Genomic DNA, 17,938 nt, shown 5'->3' on the forward strand with positions numbered 1-17,938 from the left:
CACCGCCGCACCGGACCCGCCGACAACGCCTCACCACCAACCACCAGCACCCGCGCCGCCGACGACGCAGCAGGACCGATGATCAACTCCGCCAGCAACGGCAGATGCGCCGGCACGACCTTCACCACGTCGAACCCGTCCGACGCATTCAGCAACTCGGCCAGGCCCTCCGCGCCACCCTCCACACTCGCGACCACCCGCGACCCCGCGACGAGGGGTATCACCACGCTCGTGACAGTCAGGTCGAACGCCAGCGACGAGTGCAGCACCGCGCCCCGGCCCGCCGGACCGTACGCACCCACCGCCCACACCGCATAATTCGCCAACCCACCATGCGTGACCGCGACACCCTTCGGCATCCCCGTCGAACCCGACGTATAGATGACATACGCCAGCTGATCCGGCAGCACCGGCACGTCCAGCGGCGCGCCCGACTGCGCCGCCACCGCAGCAGCCACCCGGCGGTCATCGAGGGCCACGGAACGGACCCGCCCCGCAGGAAGCTCGTCGAGGATGTCCTCCACGCCGAGCAGCACCGCGGCGCGCGAGTCGGCGAGCATGAACCCGATCCGTTCCACCGGATACCCCGGATCGATCGGCAGGTACGCGCCGCCGGCCTTCCACACCGCCAGGAGCGCGACGACCATGTCGATCCCGCGGGGCAGGCACAGACCCACCACCGACTCCGCGCCGACACCCGAAGCGGCCAGGTAGCGGGCCAGGCGGTTGGCGCGGGCGTCGAGGTCCACATAGGACACCTCGACCCCGTCGCACACCACCGCGGCCGCGTCCGGCGTCCGCGCGACCCAGCCGGCGAACATCGCGGGCGCGAGGGTGCCGGGCATCGGCGTCGCGGTGTCGTTCCAGTCGATCAGGACGCGCCGGCGTTCGTCGGCGGCCATGACGTCGACCGCGGACAGCGGGGCGCCGGGGTCGGTGGTGACCGCGTCGAGGACCCGCACCCACCGCTGTGCGATCGCGGCGACGGTCGCGTCGTCGAACAGGTCCGCCGATCCGGTCAGCCGGCCGTGGATCCCGGCCGGGACACCGCCGGCGGTGAGGGTCTCCCCGACGTTGAGGTCGAGGTCGAACGTTGCCGCGGCGGCCGACTGCGACGCCGGCACCAGTTCGGTGATCCGCATGCCGGGCAGGTCGAGGGCGACCGCGGCGGTGTTCTGCACGGTCAGGATCACCTGGTACAGCGGGTGCCGGGCCAGGGAGCGGGTGGGTGCGAGCTCCTCGACGAGGCGTTCGAACGGCACGTCCTGGTGTTCGAGGCCGGCCAGGCCCGTCTCGCGGACGCGGGCCAGGAGGTCGTCGAAGGCTGGGTCGCCGGCGAGGTCGGTGCGCATGACGAGGGTGTTGACGAAGAACCCGACCAGGTCGTTGAGGGCTTCGTCGGTGCGCCCGGCGACCGCGACGCCGATCGGGATGTCGGTGCCGGCGCCGAGCTTGGACAGCAGCACGCCGAGCGCGGCCTGCAGGACCATGAACACGGTCACGCCGCGGGTCCGCGCCAGGTCCTGCACGCGGGCGTGGACGTCGGCGGGCACCTCCACTGCGACGGTGTGCCCGCGGTGACCGGCGACCGCGGGGCGCTGCCGGTCGACCGGCAGCGTGAGTTCCTCCGGGGCGCCGGCGAGTGCCTGCCGCCAGTAGCCGACCTGGCGGGAGATGACGCTGTCCGGGTCGTCCTCGGTGCCGAGCAGTTCGCGTTGCCACAGGGCGTAGTCGGCGTACTGCACCGAGAGCGGCTGCCACTGCGGGGCCTGTCCGGCGCGCCGGGCGGTGTAGGCCGCCGACACGTCCCGGATGAGGGGTCCGGTCGACCAGCCGTCGCTGGCGATGTGGTGCACGACCACGACGAGGACCTGCTCGCCGGTCTCGTCGGTGAACAGCGAGGCCCGGACCGGGAGTTGCGTCGCGAGGTCGAAGGGTTCCTGCGTCGCCCGGGTGACCGCGTCCGGCAGGTCTCCGGTGCGCACCTGGACCCGGTGCAGCCGCCAGTCCAGGTCGGTGCCGTCGACGATCTGCTGGAACGGTTCGCCGTCGGCGGTCGGGAACACGGTGCGCAGCACCTCGTGCCGGCCGATGACGTCGCGCAGGGCCGCTTCGAGGGCGGCGGTGTCGACGTCGCCGGACAGGCCGAGGACCATGGGGATGTTGTAGGTCGCGCTCGGGCCTTCGACCTGGCCGATGAACCACAGTCGTTGCTGCGCGAACGACAGCGGCAGCCGCTGCGGGCGGGTCCACGGCACCAGCGCCGACCGGGCCTGTCCGGCGCCCGGCAGCCGCGCCGCGAGCCCGGCGACCGTCGGGGCCTCGAACAGGGTGCGGATGTCGACCTCGACCTGCAGCGCCGCCCGGACCCGGCTGATCAGCTGGACCGCGAGGAGCGAGTGCCCGCCGAGGGCGAAGAAGTCGTCGTCGACGCCGACCGAGTCGAGGCCGAGGAGCTCCGCGAACGCCGCGCACAGCGCCGCCTCGCGGGCGTCGGCAGGGCCGCGCCGCCCGGGCGCGGCGGTCGTGACGTCCGGGGCGGGCAGGGCCTTGCGGTCCAGCTTCCCGTTGACGGTGAGCGGCAGCTCGTCGAGGGTCACGACGGCCGACGGCACCAGGTACTCCGGCAGCCGCGACGCGACGAGGTCCCGCAGCTGCGCCCGGTCGGCGGTGCCGACGACGTAGGCGACGAGGCGCCGGTCGCCCGGTGTGTCCTCGCGGGCGACGACCGCGGCCTGGGTCACCTCCGGGTGGCTGGTGAGGACCGCCTCGACCTCGCCGGGCTCGATCCGGAAGCCACGGATCTTGACCTGGTCGTCGGCCCGGCCCACGAACACGAGGTCCCCACCGGCCGTCCACCGCACGACGTCGCCGGTGCGGTACAGCCGCCCACCGGTGCCGAACGGGTCGGCGACGAACCGCGTCGCGGTCAGGGCGGCGCGGCGCACGTATCCGCGGGCGAGGCCGGCGCCGGCGACGTACAGTTCGCCGGCGACCCCGGCCGGGACCGGCGCCAGCCGGTCGTCGAGGACGTACACACGGGTGTCGAGGACGGGACGGCCGATCGCGACCTGTTCGGCCGTGGCGTCGCACCGCCACAGGGTGGCGTCGACGGTGGTCTCGGTCGGCCCGTAGGAGTTGAACATCCGGTGGCCGGCCGCCCAGCGGGCCATCACCTCCGGCGCGCACGCCTCCCCGGCGACCATCACCGTCACGTCGGCGCCGATCGCCGCCGGGTCCAGCAGCGCCAGCACGGCCGGCGGCAGCGTCACGTAGGACACCCGCTGGGTCCGCAGCACTGCGGTGAGGTCCGGCCCGAGGCGCCGGTCGGACGGCACGACGACGAGCGCGGCGCCCTGTAGCAGCGCCATGCTCCATTCCCAGCCGAACGTGTCGAAGCTCGCCGACGCGAACTGCGCCACCCGGTCCGCCGGGCCGACGCCCAGCAGCCGCGCGTGGCCGGCCGCGAACGCGGCGAACCCGGCGTGCGACACCATGACGCCCTTCGGCGTCCCCGTCGAACCGGACGTGTAGATGACGTACGCCGGGTGCTGCGGCAACAGCGCCACCGGTGCCACCGGTGCCGCGGCACCCGGCAGCGACGGCAGGTCGTCGAGGACCACGACCGGCACGGCACCGCCCGGCGGCAGCGCCGGCGCGGTGCCCGACGAGGCGAGGACCGCGACGGGTGCCGCGTCGGCGAGCATGAACGCGATCCGCTCCGCCGGGTACCCGGGGTCGATCGGCAGGTACGCGCCGCCCGCCTTGAGGACCGCCAGCAGCGCCACCATCAGGTCCGCGCCGCGCTCGAGGCACACCCCGACGAGGCGTTCCGGGCCGACGCCGAGCGCGGTGAGATGCCGGGCCAGCCGGTCCGCGCGGGTGTCGAGGTCGGCGTAGGTCACCTCGGTGTCGTCGCAGACGACCGCGGTCGCGTCCGGGGTCCGCGCGACCTGCGCCGCGAACAGCTCCGGCAGGGTCGCCGGCGCGACGCCGGAGGCGGTGTCGTTCCAGTCGACGAGCATCCGATGCCGCTCGGCCGGGTCGAGCACGTCCACATCGGACACCCGCGCGCCGGGATCGGCGACGAGCGTCCCGATGACGCGGATCCACCGGGCGGCGATCGCCGTCACGGTCGCGGGGTCGAACAGGTCGACCGAGCCGGTCAGCCCGCCGCGGATCCCGGCCGGTGCGCCGTCGGCGCCGAACTCCTCGGCGACGATGGCGTTCAGGTCGAACTTCGACGGCGGTTCGTCGCGCGGCGCCTCCCGGACCTGCACTCCCGGCAGGTCCAGCACCTGGTCGGGGGCGTTCTGCAGGGTGAGCATCACCTGGAACAGCGGGTGCCGCGACAGTGACCGCGCCGGGGCCAGCTCCTCGACCAGCCGCTCGAACGGCACGTCCTGGTGGTCGTAGGCGGCGACGCTCGCCGCGCGGACCCGGGACAGCACCTGGTCGAACGTCGGGTCGCCGGTCAGGTCCGTGCGGATGACCATGGTGTTGATGAAGTAGCCGACGAGGTCGTTGAGGGCTTCGTCGGTACGCCCGGCGACCGGCGCTCCGATCGGCACGTCCGGGCCCGCACCGAGCCGGTGCAGCAGGACGGCGAGCGTGGCCTGCAGCACCATGAACACCGTCACGCCCTGCTCGCGCGCCACCCGCAGCAGGCGGGCGTGCACATCGGCCGGCACCTCCAGCGCGACGGTGCGCCCGCGGTACGTCGCCGCCGCCGGGCGCTGCCGGTCGACGGGGAGCGCCAGTTCCTCGGGCGCGCCGGCCAGGGCCTGCCGCCAGTAGGCGACCTGCCGGGTGATGACACTGCCGGGGTCGTCCTCACCGCCGAGCAGTTCCCGCTGCCACAGCGTGTAGTCGGCGTACTGGACCGCCGGCGGCTCCCACGCTGGCGCGCGGCCCTCGAGCCGGGCCGCGTACGCGGTCGAGACGTCGTGCGCGAGGAGCCCGCTGGACCAGCCGTCGGTCGCGATGTGGTGCACGACCACGAGCAGGACGCGGGTGTCGGAACCGTCGGCGAACAGCCAGGCCCGGACCGGGACCTCGGCGGCGAGGTCGAAGGCATACCCGGCGGCGGCCGCGACCTCGGCCTGGAGTTCTGACGGGGCGACGTCGACCGCCTGCAGCTGCCAGCCGAGGTCCTCGACCCCGATGACGTGCTGGTACGGCTGCCCGTCGGCGGTCGGGAACACGGTGCGCAGCACCTCGTGCCGCTCGATCACGTCGCGCAGCGCCGCGTCGAGCGCGCCCGCGTCGACGTCGCCGGTCAGGCGCAGCTCCATCGGGATGTTGTAGAGCGGGCTGGGGCCTTCGAGCTGGTCGATGAACCACAGGCGTTGCTGCGCGTAGGACAGCGGCAGCCGTGGCGGGCGGGACCACGGCACCAGCACGGTGCGGGCCGCGCCGGAGCCCGACATGCGGGCGGCGAGACGCGCGACCGTCGGGGCCTCGAACACCGCGCGGGCCGGCACCTCGATCCCGAGCGCCGTCCGCACCCGGCTGACGAGGCGCACCACCAGCAGCGAGTGGCCCCCGAGGGCGAAGAAGTCGTCGTCGACGCCGACGGAGGTCAGGCCGAGGACGTCGGCGAACGCCTGGCACAGCAGCGCCTCACGCAGGTTCGCCGGGCCGCCGCCGGTCCCGGCGACGGCGGCGAAGTCCGGTGCGGGCAGCGCTCGCCGGTCCAGCTTGCCGTTCACGGTCACCGGCAGCGCGTCGAGGGCGACGAACGCCGCCGGCACCATGTACTCCGGCAGCCGCGCCGCGGCGAAGTCCCGCAACGGCGCCGGGTCGGCGGCGCCGACGACGTACGCGACGAGCCGCTGGTCCGCGGTCGCGACGACCGCCACCTGCCGCACGTCGGGATGCCGGGCGAGCACCGCCTGGATCTCACCGAGCTCGATCCGGAACCCGCGGAGCTTCACCTGCTCGTCCGCGCGGCCCAGGAAGACCAGGTCACCGGCGGGGGTCCAGCGCACGACGTCGCCGGTGCGGTACAGCCGGCCGCCGGCGCCGAACGGATCCGCGACGAACCGCTCACCGGTCAGCCCGGCGCGGCCGGCGTAGCCGCGGGCCAGCTGCGCACCAGCCAGGTACAGCTCACCGGCCACCCCCACCGGAACCGGCCGGAGTCGGTCGTCGAGGACGTATGCCCGCACGTTCGCCATCGGCCGGCCGATCGGGACGACCGGCCCCGCAGCGCCCGGGTCGCACTCCCATGACGTGGCCGTGATCGCGGCCTCCGTCGGCCCGTACGTGTTGTACAGCCGCGCGCCCGGCAACGCCGCGAAGAATGCGTCCCGCACCGCCGGGGGGAGTTCCTCGCCGCCGCTGAGGACGTGCCGCAGCGACCCGCACTCCGCCACCGACGGCTCGGCCAGCAGCAGCTGCAGCATCGACGGCACGAACTCCGCCGCCGTCACCCTCTCCCGCCGCATCAGCCCGGCAAGGTACTCCGGCTCGCGATGCCCGCCGGGCCGCGCCACCACCATCGCGGCCCCGGACACCAGCGGCAGGAACAGCTCCCACACCGACACGTCAAATCCGACCGGGGTCTTGAACAGCACCCGGTCCGACGGGCCGAGACCGTACTCGTCCGCCAGCCACCGCAGCGTGTTCACCACCGCCGCGTGCGAGACCACCACGCCCTTCGGCGTCCCCGACGAGCCGGAGGTGTAGATGACGTACGCGGCCTGATCCGGCAGTACCGGCGTGGCCAGGCCCGCGCCGGAGCACGCCCGCGCACCGTCCAGGTCGGACAGCACGACGCCGGCGCCGGCGTCGGCGAGCATGAACGCGACCCGCTCGGCCGGCAGGTCAAGATCAACCGGAAGGAACGCGGCGCCCGCCTTCACCACGCCCAGCAGCGCCACGACGAGGTCGGCGCCGCGCGGCAGCCGCACCCCCACCACCGACTCCGGGCCCACGCCGAGTTCGGCGAGATGGCGGGCCACCCGGTTCGACCGCACGTCCAGCTCGGCGAACGACACCGGCTCGCCCTCGAACACCACCGCGACCGCGTCCGGCGTCCGCGCCACCTGCGCCGCGAACAACGCCGGCAGCGACGCCGGTGGCGCGTCGGCCGCCGTGTCGTTCCACCCCGCCACGACCTGGGTCCGCTCGTCGGCGCCCAGCACCTCCACATCGGACAGTGCGGTGTGTGCGCCGCCGTCCAGGGCGCGTTCCAGCGCGGACACGAGATCCTCGACCGCGGTCTGCAGCATGCCGGTGACGGCGTACGGGTCGACCGGCGCGACGGCGTCCACGTCCAGGCCGAAACCGGTGCCGTCGTCGTCGATCGACACCGACAGCGGGTAGTTCGTCCGTTCCCGGAAGGACACCTGCCGGACGCCGTCGAACTCGACGGGACCGGCGGCGGCGTTGTGCCGGTAGTTGAACAGGGTCGTGAACAGCGGCTCGTCCGCCGGCACGGCGCTGGCCCGCTGCGCCAGCGCCAGCGGCGCGTGCTCGTGTTCGAGCAGCCCGGCCAGCTGCGCCCGCATCGCCGCCACCGCCGCCGTCACGTCGACGCCGGTCGTGCGGACCCGCACCGGCAGCGTGTTCATGAACAGGCCCGGCACCCGGTCGGCGCCGGCACCGGCGTTCATCCGGCCGAACAGGACCGTGCCGAACACCACGTCGTCGCGGGCCGACACGACCGCGAGCACCCGGGACCACGCCACGTGCAGCACCGTCGCCGGGCTGGCGCCGAGGCGGCGGGCCACGTCGCGCAGCCGGGCGGCCACCGTGGTGTCCAGGCCGGCGAGCGTCTGCACCGCGGCCGACCCGTCGCCATGCACGTCGCTGATCCCGAACGCGACGCTCGGCTCGGCGACGTCGGCGAGCAGGTCGTGGAAGAACGCCTCGTGCCCGCCGTCACGCAGGCCGGCCCGTGCCTGGGCGACGAAGTCGCGGAACGGCAGCGGCTCCGGCAGGTCGCCGGCCCGGCCCTCCAGGAGCGCCCGGATCTCGTCCAGGACCACCTCCATGGCGGTGTGGTCCTGGACCAGGTGGTGCATCCGCACCAGCCCCAGCCACCGGCCGCCGTCGACGCCGGTGACGTGCAGGTCCACCAGCGGCGCCCGGCCCAGGTCCATCGACAGCCCGACGGCCGAGATCAGCGCCTCCGCCGGGTCGTCCGCGCCGGCGGCGACGGGCACCTCGTTCACCCGCAGCGGCGCGGACCGCCAGACCACCTGTACCGGCTCCCGCAGGCCCGACCACACCACCGAGGTGCGGAACACGTCATGCCGGTCGACGACCCGCTGCAGCGTCGCGACGAACCGGTCGAGGCGCGGACGGTCGGCGAACTCCAGCACCAGCGGCGCGACGTAGGTGTCCTGGCCGCCGCCGGCGAGGAGGTGATGGAACAGGATGCCTTCCTGCAGCGGCGCGAGGGGGTAGACGTCGGCGACGTTGGCCGCGCCGCCCGGCACCGTGGCGAGCACCGCCTCGAGCTCAGGGCCGGTCAGGTCGGTCAGCGGCAGCATCTGCGGCGTGATCGTCCGCGCGCCGGCCGGGATCAGGTTCGCTGGCACCGGCACCACCACCGGGCCGGCCGCGGCGGCGACACCGGCGGGCGTCGGGGCCTCCAGCAGCGCCCGCACCGACACCGCCACGCCACGCACCCGCAGCCACTCGACGAGGCGCACGGCGAGCAGCGAGTGCCCGCCGAGGTTGAAGAAGTTGTCGTCGACGCCGACCGAGTCCAGGCCGAGCACGTCGGCGAACCCGAGGCACAGCAGCTCCTCGCGGACGTTCGCGGGTCCGCGGCCCGCACCCGCGGCGGCGGCGAAGTCCGGTGCGGGCAGCGCCCGCCGGTCCAGCTTGCCGTTCACGGTCACCGGCAGCGCGTCGAGGACGACGACGGCCGGCACCATGTACTGCGGCAGCCGCGCCGCGGCGAACCCGCGCAGGTCGGCGGGGTCGGCGGTGCCGACGACGTAGGCGACGAGCCGCTGGTCCGCGGTCGCGATCACCGCCGCCTGCGAAACGTCCGGGTGTCCGGCGATCACCGCCTGGATCTCACCCGGCTCGATCCGGAACCCGCGGATCTTCACCTGGTCGTCGGCGCGGCCCAGGAACACCAGTTCGCCGGCGGGGGTCCACCGCACCACGTCGCCGGTGCGGTACAGCCGCCCGCCGACGCCGAACGGATCCGCGACGAACCGTTCACCGGTCATCCCGGCGCGGCCCACGTAGCCGCGGGCCAGCTGGGTACCGGCCAGGTACAGCTCGCCCGCCACGCCGACCGGGGCCGGTTGGAGGCGGTCGTCGAGGACGTACGCCCGGACGTTCGCCATCGGGCCGCCGATCGGCACGACCGGCCCGGTGCGCCGCGGGTCGCACTCCCACGACGTGACCGTGATGGCCGCCTCGGTCGGGCCGTACGTGTTGTGCAGCCGCACGCCCGGCAGCACCTGGAAGAACCGGTCCCGCACGGCCGCGGGCAGTTCCTCACCGCCGCCGAACACGTGCCGCAGCGACCCGCAGCCGGCCAGGGACGGCTCGGTCAGCAGCACCTGGAGCATCGACGGCACGAACTTCGCCACCGTCACCCGCTGCTCGCCGATCAGCCCGGCCAGGTACGCCGGGTCCCGGTGCCCTCCCGGGCGCGCCACGACGACGGTCGCGCCGGACACCAGCGGCAGGAACAGCTCCCACACCGACACGTCGAACCCGACCGGCGTCTTGTACAGGATCCGGTCGGAGGGGCCGATGTCGTAGGTGTCGGTCAGCCACCGCAGCGTGTTGACCACACCCGCGTGCGACGTGACGACACCCTTCGGCGTCCCCGTCGACCCGGAGGTGTAGATGACGTAGGCCGGGTTGTCCGGCCGCACCGGCAGCCCGGGCCCGGCGGCGGGGTGCGCCGGCGAGCCGTCCACGTCGGACAGCACGATGCCGGCGCCGGCGTCGGCGAGCATGAACTCGACGCGCTCCGCCGGCAGGTCCGGGTCGACCGGCAGGAAGGCCGCGCCGGCCTTCACCACGCCGAGGACCGCGACCACCAGGTCGGCGCCCCGCGGCAGCCGCACCCCGACCACCGACTCCGGCCCTGCGCCCAGGCCCCGCAGATGCGCCGCCACCCGGTCGGACCGCACGTCGAGGTCCGCGAAGCTCATCGGGGTGCCCTCGAACACGACGGCGGTCGCGTCCGGGGTCCGGGCGACCTGCGCCGCGAACAGGTCCGGCAGGGTGGCGTCCGGCGACGCGACGGCGGTGTCGTTCCAAGCGACCAGGACCCGCTCGAGCTCGGCCGCGCCGAGCACCGGCAGCGACGACAGCGACCTTGACGCGCCGCCGCCGAGGGAGTGCTCCAGCGCCGTGACCAGTTCGGCGGTGGCGGTGTGCAGCATCGCGGCGAGGGCGTCCGGGTCGATCGGCGCGACCGCGTGGACGTCGAGGACGAAGCCGGTGCCGTCGTCGTCGACCGCGACCGCGACCGGGTAGTTCGTCCGTTCCCGGAAGGACAGCTGCCGGATGCCGTCGAACCCACCGTCGCCGCCGGGCGCGGTGGCCGTGTCGTGCCGGTAGTTGAACAGGGTCGTGAACAGCGGCAGGTCCGCCGGTACGGCGCTGGCCCGCTGCGCCAGCGCGAGGGGCGCGTGCTCGTGTTCGAGGAGCCGGGCCAGCTGCCCGCGCATCTCGGCGACCGCGGTCATGACGTCGGTGTCCGCGGTGCGGGCCCGCACCGGCAGCGTGTTGATGAACGTTCCCGGGACCCGGTCCGAGCCGGCGCCGGCGTTCATGCGGCCGAACAGCAGGGTGCCGAAGACGACGTCGCTGCGGCCGGAGACGGCGGCCAGGACCCGCGACCACGCCACGTGCATGATCGTGGCCGGGCTGGCGCCCGACCGGCGGGCCGTCCCGCGGAGCCGGACGGCGAGGTCCGCGTCGAGGGCCAGGCCGGACCGGAGCACGGCCGACCCGTCGCCGTGCACGTCGCTGACGCCGAACGCGACCGTCGGCTCGTCGACGCTGCCGAGGAGGTCGGCGAAGAACGCCTCGTGCGTGCCGGTGCCCAGGCCGCTGCGGGCCTGGACGACGAAGTCCCGGAACGGCAGCGGCGGCGGCAGTTCGGCGGCACGCCCGGCGAGGACGGCGTCGATCTCGCCGAGGACGACGTCGAGGGCGGTGTGGTCCTGGATCAGGTGGTGGACGCGGACCAGGGCGAGCCACCGGCCGTCGCCGGCCGGGCAGGTGTGGACGTCCAGCAGCGGGGCGCGGCCGAGGTCCATCGACAGGCCGACGGCGGCGGCGAGCGCGTCCGGTCCGGCGGCGGCGACCTCGGTGACAGGCAGGGTCGCGGTGCGCCACACCACCTGGACCGGCTCGCGCAGGCCCGCCCACACCACGGAGGTACGGAAGATGTCGTGCCGGTCGATCACCCGCTGCAGCGCGCCCGTGAACGCGTCGAGCCGGTCCCGGCCGTCGAACTCGAACACGCCGGGCAGGACGTAGACGTCGTCGCCGCCGTCGGCGAGCGTGTGGTGGAACAGCAGGCCCTGCTGCAGCGGTGCGAGCGGGTAGATGTCGGCGACGTTCGCCGCGCCACCCGGCACCGTGGCGAGGACCCGGTCGAGCTCGTCCTCGGTGAGGTCGGCCAGGGGCAGCATCTCCGGCGTGATCGTCTGCGCGCCCGCCGGGATCAGGTTCGCCGGGACCGGCACGGCGGCCGGGCCCGCCGCGGCGGCGAGACCGGCGGGGGTCGGCGTGTCGAGCAGCGCCCGCACCGACACGGAAACACCCCGGACCCGCAGCCATTCGACGAGGCGGACCGCGAGCAGCGAGTGCCCGCCGAGGGCGAAGAAGTTGTCCTCGACAGCAACAGAGTCCAGGTCGAGGATCTCGGCGAACCCGGCGCAGAGGACCTCTTCGCGCACGTCGCGCGGGCCGCGACCGGCGCCGGCCTCGAACCGCGGCGCCGGCAGCGCCCGCCGGTCGAGCTTGCCGTTCACCGTCAGCGGCAACGCCTCCAGCGTGACGAACGCGGCCGGGACCATGTACTCCGGCAGCCGCGCGGCCGCGAGGTCCCGCAGCGCGGGAGCGTCGGCCGGACCGACCACGTAGGCGACCAGGCGCCCGTCCCGCAGCAGCACCGCGGCCTGGGCGACCTGCGGATGTTCCAGCAGGACCGCCTCGATCTCACCGGGCTCGATCCGGAACCCGCGCACCTTCACCTGGTCGTCCGCGCGACCCAGGTAGACCAGTTGCCCGTCGGGCGCCCAGCGGACCGTGTCGCCGGTGCGGTACAGCCGCGCACCGGCGCCGAACGGGTCGGCCACGAACCGTTCGGCCGTCAGCCCCGCCCGGCCGGCGTAGCCGCGCGCCAGCTGCACGCCGGCCAGGTACAGCTGGCCCGGCACCCCGACCGGCACCGGTTCGAGCCGGTCGTCCAGGACGTAGACCCGCGTGTTGAGCACCGGACGGCCGATCGGCACGACGCCGGCCGCCGGGACCGCGCACTCGGTCACGTCGACGGACGCCTCGGTCGGGCCGTACAGGTTGAACAGCCCGGCACCCGGCAGGGTGGCGAAGAACCGGTCCCGGACCCCGGTTCCGAGTGCCTCACCGGAGCAGATCACCCGGCGCAGGCTGTCGCAGGACGCCGCCTGCGGCAGGAACGCCTCCAGCATGGACGGCACGAAGTGGACCGTGTCCACCCGGGCATCCCGGATGAGCGCGGCGACGTAGGACGGGTCGCGGTGCCCGCCCGGCCTCGCGACCACCATCGTGGCGCCCTGGACCACCGGCCAGAACAGCTCCCAGACGGACACGTCGAACCCGAACGGCGTCTTGTGCAGGACCCGGTCGCCCTCCGCGAGACCGAACCGGGACTGCATCCACGCCAGGCGGTTCACGATCCCGGCGTGGGAGACCACGACGCCCTTCGGGCGGCCGGTCGAGCCCGAGGTGTAGATGACGTACGCCGGGTGGTCCGGCAGCACCGTGACCGCGAGGTCGGCGTCGTCGTCACCGTCCACATCGGACAGCACATGCGCGGCGCCCGCGTCGCGCAGCATGAACTCGACCCGGTCCGCCGGCAGGTCCGGGTCGATCGGCAGGTACGCGGCGCCGGCCTTCACCACCCCGTGGATCGCCACCACCAGGTCGATCCCGCGGTGCATCCGCACCCCGACGACCGACTCCGCCCCGACGCCCAGGCCGCGCAGGCGGTTCGCGACCCGGTTCGAGCGGGCGTGCAGCTGCGCATAGCTGAGCGACACACCGTCGAACTCGACGGCGGCGGCGTGCGGCGTGCGGGCCGCCTGCGCGTGCAGCAGCTCCGGCAGGGTCACCGGCGGCACGTCGCCGGCGGTGGCGTTCCAGGTCGTCAGGACGCGGACGCGCTCGGCCGGGTCGAGGACGTCCAGCGCGTCCAGCGGCGCCGCGGTGTCGTGTTCCAGGGCGGACACGACACCGGCGACCGCCGCGCGTAGCATCGCGGCGACGGCCCGCGGGTCGATCGGTGCCACGGCGTCGACGACGAGGCCGAAGCCGTCGCCGTTGTCGTCGACGACGACCGCGAGGGGGTAGTTGGTCCGTTCCCGGAAGGACACCTGGCGGATGCCGGGCAGGTGGCGGTCCCGGTGCGCGTTGTCCTCCACGTTGTGCCGGTAGTTGAGCATCGTGGTGAACAGCGGCAGCTCCGCCGGGACGGCGCTGGCCTGTTGCGCCACGGCGAGGGGCGCGTGCTCGTGTTCGAGGAGCGCCGCCAGCTGCCCGCGCATCGCGGTGACGGCGGGCAGGACGCCGGTCCCGGCGGTGCGGACGCGGACCGGCAGGGTGTTCATGAACAGCCCGGCGACCCGGTCGGCGCCGGCGCCGGCGTTCATCCGTCCGAACAGGACGGTGCCGAACACGACGTCGTCACGGCCGCTGAGCACCGCGAGGACGCGGGACCAGGCGACGTGCACGACCGTCGCGGGGCTGGCGCCGGCCCGGCGGGCCGTCTCCCGGAGCCGGGCGGACAGGTCCGCGTCGAACGCCAGGGCGGCCTGGACGACCCCGGTGCCGTCGCCGTGCGCGTCGGTCACGCCGTACGCGGCGGTCGGCTCCTCGACGCCGGCGAGCAGCTGCCGGAAGTAGGTCTCGTGCCGGCCGGTGGCGCGGCCCGCGCGGGCCCGGGCGACGAACTCCCGGAACGGCAGCGGCTCGGGCAGGTCGCCGCCCCGGCCGTCCAGGACCGCCTGGGCCTCCTCCAGCAGCACCTCCATCGTGGTGTGGTCCTGGATGATGTGGTGGATGCGCACCACGCCCAGCCACCGGCCGCCGGCGGCCGCCGCGACGTGCAGGTCCAGCAGCGGCGCGCGGCGCAGGTCCATGGTGAGGCCGACCGCCGTCACCAGGTCCGCCCCGGCGTCGAGGGTGACCTCGGTGACCGGGAACGTCACCGAGCGGGCGACCACCTGGACCGGCTCGCGCAGCCCCTCCCACACGACGGCGGTGCGGAACACGTCGTGGCGGTCGGCCACCTGTTGCAGCGCCGCGGCGAACGCGTCGAGCCGGGCCCGGTCCTCGAACTCCAGCACGAACGGGGTGACGTAGACGTCCTCGCCGCCGGCCGCGAGAAGGTGGTGGAACAGCAGGCCTTCCTGCAGCGGGGCGAGCGGGTAGACGTCGCCGACGTTCGCGGCGCCGCCCGGCACGGTGGCGACGACCGCGTCGAGCTCGGCCTGGGTCAGCTCGACCAGGGGCAGCATGTCCGGGGTGAGAGCGGCGGCACCGGCCGGGATCCGGTTGGCCGGCACGGGGGTCATGGACGGCGCGGCGACCACCGCGGCGGCGAGCCCGGCCGGGGTTGGGGTGTCGAAGAGCGCCCGCACCGACACCGGCACGCCCCGCACCCGCAGCCACTCGACGAGCCGCACGGCCAGCAGGGACTGCCCGCCGAGGGCGAAGAAGTCGTCGTCGGCGCCGACCGTGCCGAGCTCGAGGACCTCCGCGAACCCTTGGCAGAGCAGCTCCTCGCGGGCGTTCGCCGGGCCGCGGCCGGTTCCGGCGGGCGCGGCGTCGGGGGCCGGGAGGGCCGCGCGGTCCAGTTTCCCGTTGTGGGTCAGCGGCAGGACGCCGAGGACCACGACCGCGGCGGGCACCATGTGCTCGGGCAGCCGGGCCGCGGCGAACTGCCGCAGCGCGGCCGGCAGCGTGCCGTCCTCGGCGTGGCCGCCGTCCTCCGCGACGACGTAGGCGACCAGCCGCCGGTCGCCGGGCACGTCCTCGCGCGCGACGACGGCGGCCTGCGCGACGAGCGGGTGGGCGGCGAGGACGGCCTCGACCTCGCCGGGTTCGATGCGGTAGCCGCGGATCTTGACCTGTTCGTCGGCGCGGCCGAGGTAGACGAGGTCCCCGTCGGTGTTCCACCGCACCACGTCGCCGGTGCGGTAGAGCCGTTCGCCGCTGCCGAGGGGGTCGGCGACGAACCGGGCGGCGGTGAGGCCGGGGCGCCCGACGTACCCGCGGGCCAGTTGCGCCCCGGCGATGTACAGCTCGCCGGGCACGCCGACCGGCACCGGCCGCAGCCGCCGGTCCAGGACGTACAGGCGGGTGTTGGCGATCGGCCGCCCGATCGGCACCAGCTCGCCGGCCGGTGGCCGGTCCGCCGTCACGCGGTGCACGCAGCACCCGACGACGGTCTCGGTCGGCCCGTACTCGTTGACCACGACCGACGCGGGTGTCCGGTCGAGCCACTGCCGGACCGGGCCGGCGGTGAGGGCCTCGCCACCGACCACGAGGACCCGGGCGGCGTGCGGTGCGGCGGCGTCGTCGATCAGGCGCGCCAGCAGCGGCAGGTGCCCCGGCACGACCTTGAGCACGTCGTACCCGCGGGTGGTGTTCATCAGCCCGGCCAGGCCCTCGGCGCCCCCGTCGGGGCTCGCCACGACCGGGGAACCGGCCGCGAGGGGCACCAGCACGCTGGTGACGGTGAGGTCGAAGGCCAGCGACGAGTGCAGCACGGCGCCGCGGCCGGCCGGCTCGTAGGCGCCGATCGACCAGGACACGTAGTTGGCCAGGCCGCCGTGGGTGACCGCGACACCTTTCGGCGTGCCGGTCGAGCCCGACGTGTAGATGACGTAGGCGAGCTGGCCGGGGGCCGTGCGCGCCTCGACCGGGTCCGCGGGCCGGGCGGCCACGGACGCGGCCACCCGGGGGTCGTCGAGCGCGACGGTCCGGACCCGGCCCGCCGGGAGCTCGTCGAGGACGTCCTCCAGGCCGAGCAGCACCGCGGCCCGCGAGTCGGTGAGCATGAACGCGACCCGCGCTGCCGGGTAGTCGGGGTCGATCGGCAGGTACGCGCCGCCGGCCTTCCACACGGCCAGGAGCGCGACCACCATGTCGATCCCGCGCGGCAGGCACAGCCCCACCACCGACTCGGTGCCGACGCCGAGCTCCGACAGGTGCCGCGCCAGCCGGTTCGCGCGGGCGTCGAGGTCCACATAGGACACCTCGGTCCCGTCGCACACCACCGCGACCGCGTCCGGTGTCCGCGCGACCCGCACCTCGAACTGCGCCGGGACCAGGCCGCCGGGCAGCGCCACGGCGGTGTCGTTCCACCGGCGCAGCAGCAGGTCCCGTTCGTCCTCGTCGAGCAGGTCGACGTCGCCGACCAGGTCGGCGGGGTCCGCGCCGGCGATCCACCGCAGCACCCGGTGGAAGCGCCGCGACACGTCCGCGGACTCGTCGTCGGCGTGCAGGTCCCGGTTGAGCTCGACCGCGGTGAAGACGCCGCCGACCGCCCGGCCGTGGTAGAGGTCGATCCGCAGGTCGTCGACGGGGCCGGTGTACAGGCCGGTCCACTGCACGGTGCAGTCGCCGAAGCGCACCGGCTGGTCGGCCGGGATGACGTTGACGACGGTGTCGTACAACGGGCCGCCGACCATGCCGAGGTCGGCCATCATGTCCGTGTACGGGTACCGCTGGTGCACCAGGCCCTGCCGGGTCGCCGCCGAGACCTGCCGCACCAGGTCCGCGACCGTCGTCCCAGGGGTCAGGCTGAGCCGCACGGGCACGGTGTTCGCGGTCATGCCCGGGATCCCGAACTCGCGCATCCGGGTGCGGCCGTTGACGGCGACGCCCAGGACGAGGTCCTCCGTGCCGGTGACCCGGTGCCGGTAGATCGCCGCGGCGGCGATGACCGCACCGGCGAAGCTGGTCCGCAGGCGGCGGGCCGCGGCCCGCAGCGCGGCGAGACCGTCGGGACCGTCCTGCTCGCGGTACTGGGCCGGCCGGTTCGCCAGCCGCCCCGTGTGGTGGCCCCGCCAGCCACCCGGCTCGGGCGCGCCGCTGAGCACGCCACGCCAGAAGTCGCGGTCCCGGTCGCGGTCCGCCGACTCCCGGTAGGCGTCGTCGGAGCCGGTCAGGACGGTCACCGACGCGAGCGGGTCGCCCTCGGCGGCGCCGCCGGTGAGCCCGGCGTAGACCTGGGCGAGCCGCCGGGCGAACACCGACAGGCCCTCGCCGTCGACCGCGATGTGGTGCGCCCGCTGATACCAGATGGTGTGCCGCTCCCCCAGCCGCAGCACCGCCTGCGCGGTCAGCCACCCGGCGGTCAGCTCGACCGGGGTGTCGACGTCCGCGCGCATCCAGGCCTCGGCGGCGGCCCGCGGGTCGGGTTCGCCGCGCAGGTCGAGCACGGTGACCGGGAACGGCGTGGTGTCGTCGACGTACTGCTGCGGCACGCCGGCCTCGGTGGTGAGCCGCAGCCGGTACCCGTCGGCCTCGGCGAGCGTGCGGTGCAGCGCGGCCACGAACGTGTCGACGTCGAGGTCCCCGCGCAGCTCCAGGTAGTCGCCGATGTTGAAGGTCGGGCTGGCCGGGGCGAGCTGCTGGGCGTACCAGACACCGAGCTGGCCGGACATCAGCTGCCGCAGTTCGTGCTCAGACCCACCCATGACTGCCAACCTCGATCGTTTGGAGAGGAACG

The 17,938-nt window shown here is 74.8% G+C and carries 1 protein-coding gene (running past one end of the window); it reads right to left on the reverse strand.

Annotated features, from left to right (window positions below; all coding sequences use genetic code 11):
- A protein-coding gene (locus AB0K00_RS37915) for a non-ribosomal peptide synthase/polyketide synthase (protein ID WP_363531031.1) crosses the window boundary here: on the reverse strand, positions 1–17,906 show its 5' portion. Its footprint begins 16,315 nt before the window's first position; the window shows 17,906 of its 34,221 coding nt (coding positions 1–17,906); its start codon is at positions 17,904–17,906; its stop codon lies off the left edge, out of view.
- Positions 17,907–17,938: the final 32 nt, after the last annotated feature.

The organism is Dactylosporangium sp. NPDC049525, from assembly GCF_040676755.1.
GTDB lineage: Bacteria > Actinomycetota > Actinomycetes > Mycobacteriales > Micromonosporaceae > Dactylosporangium.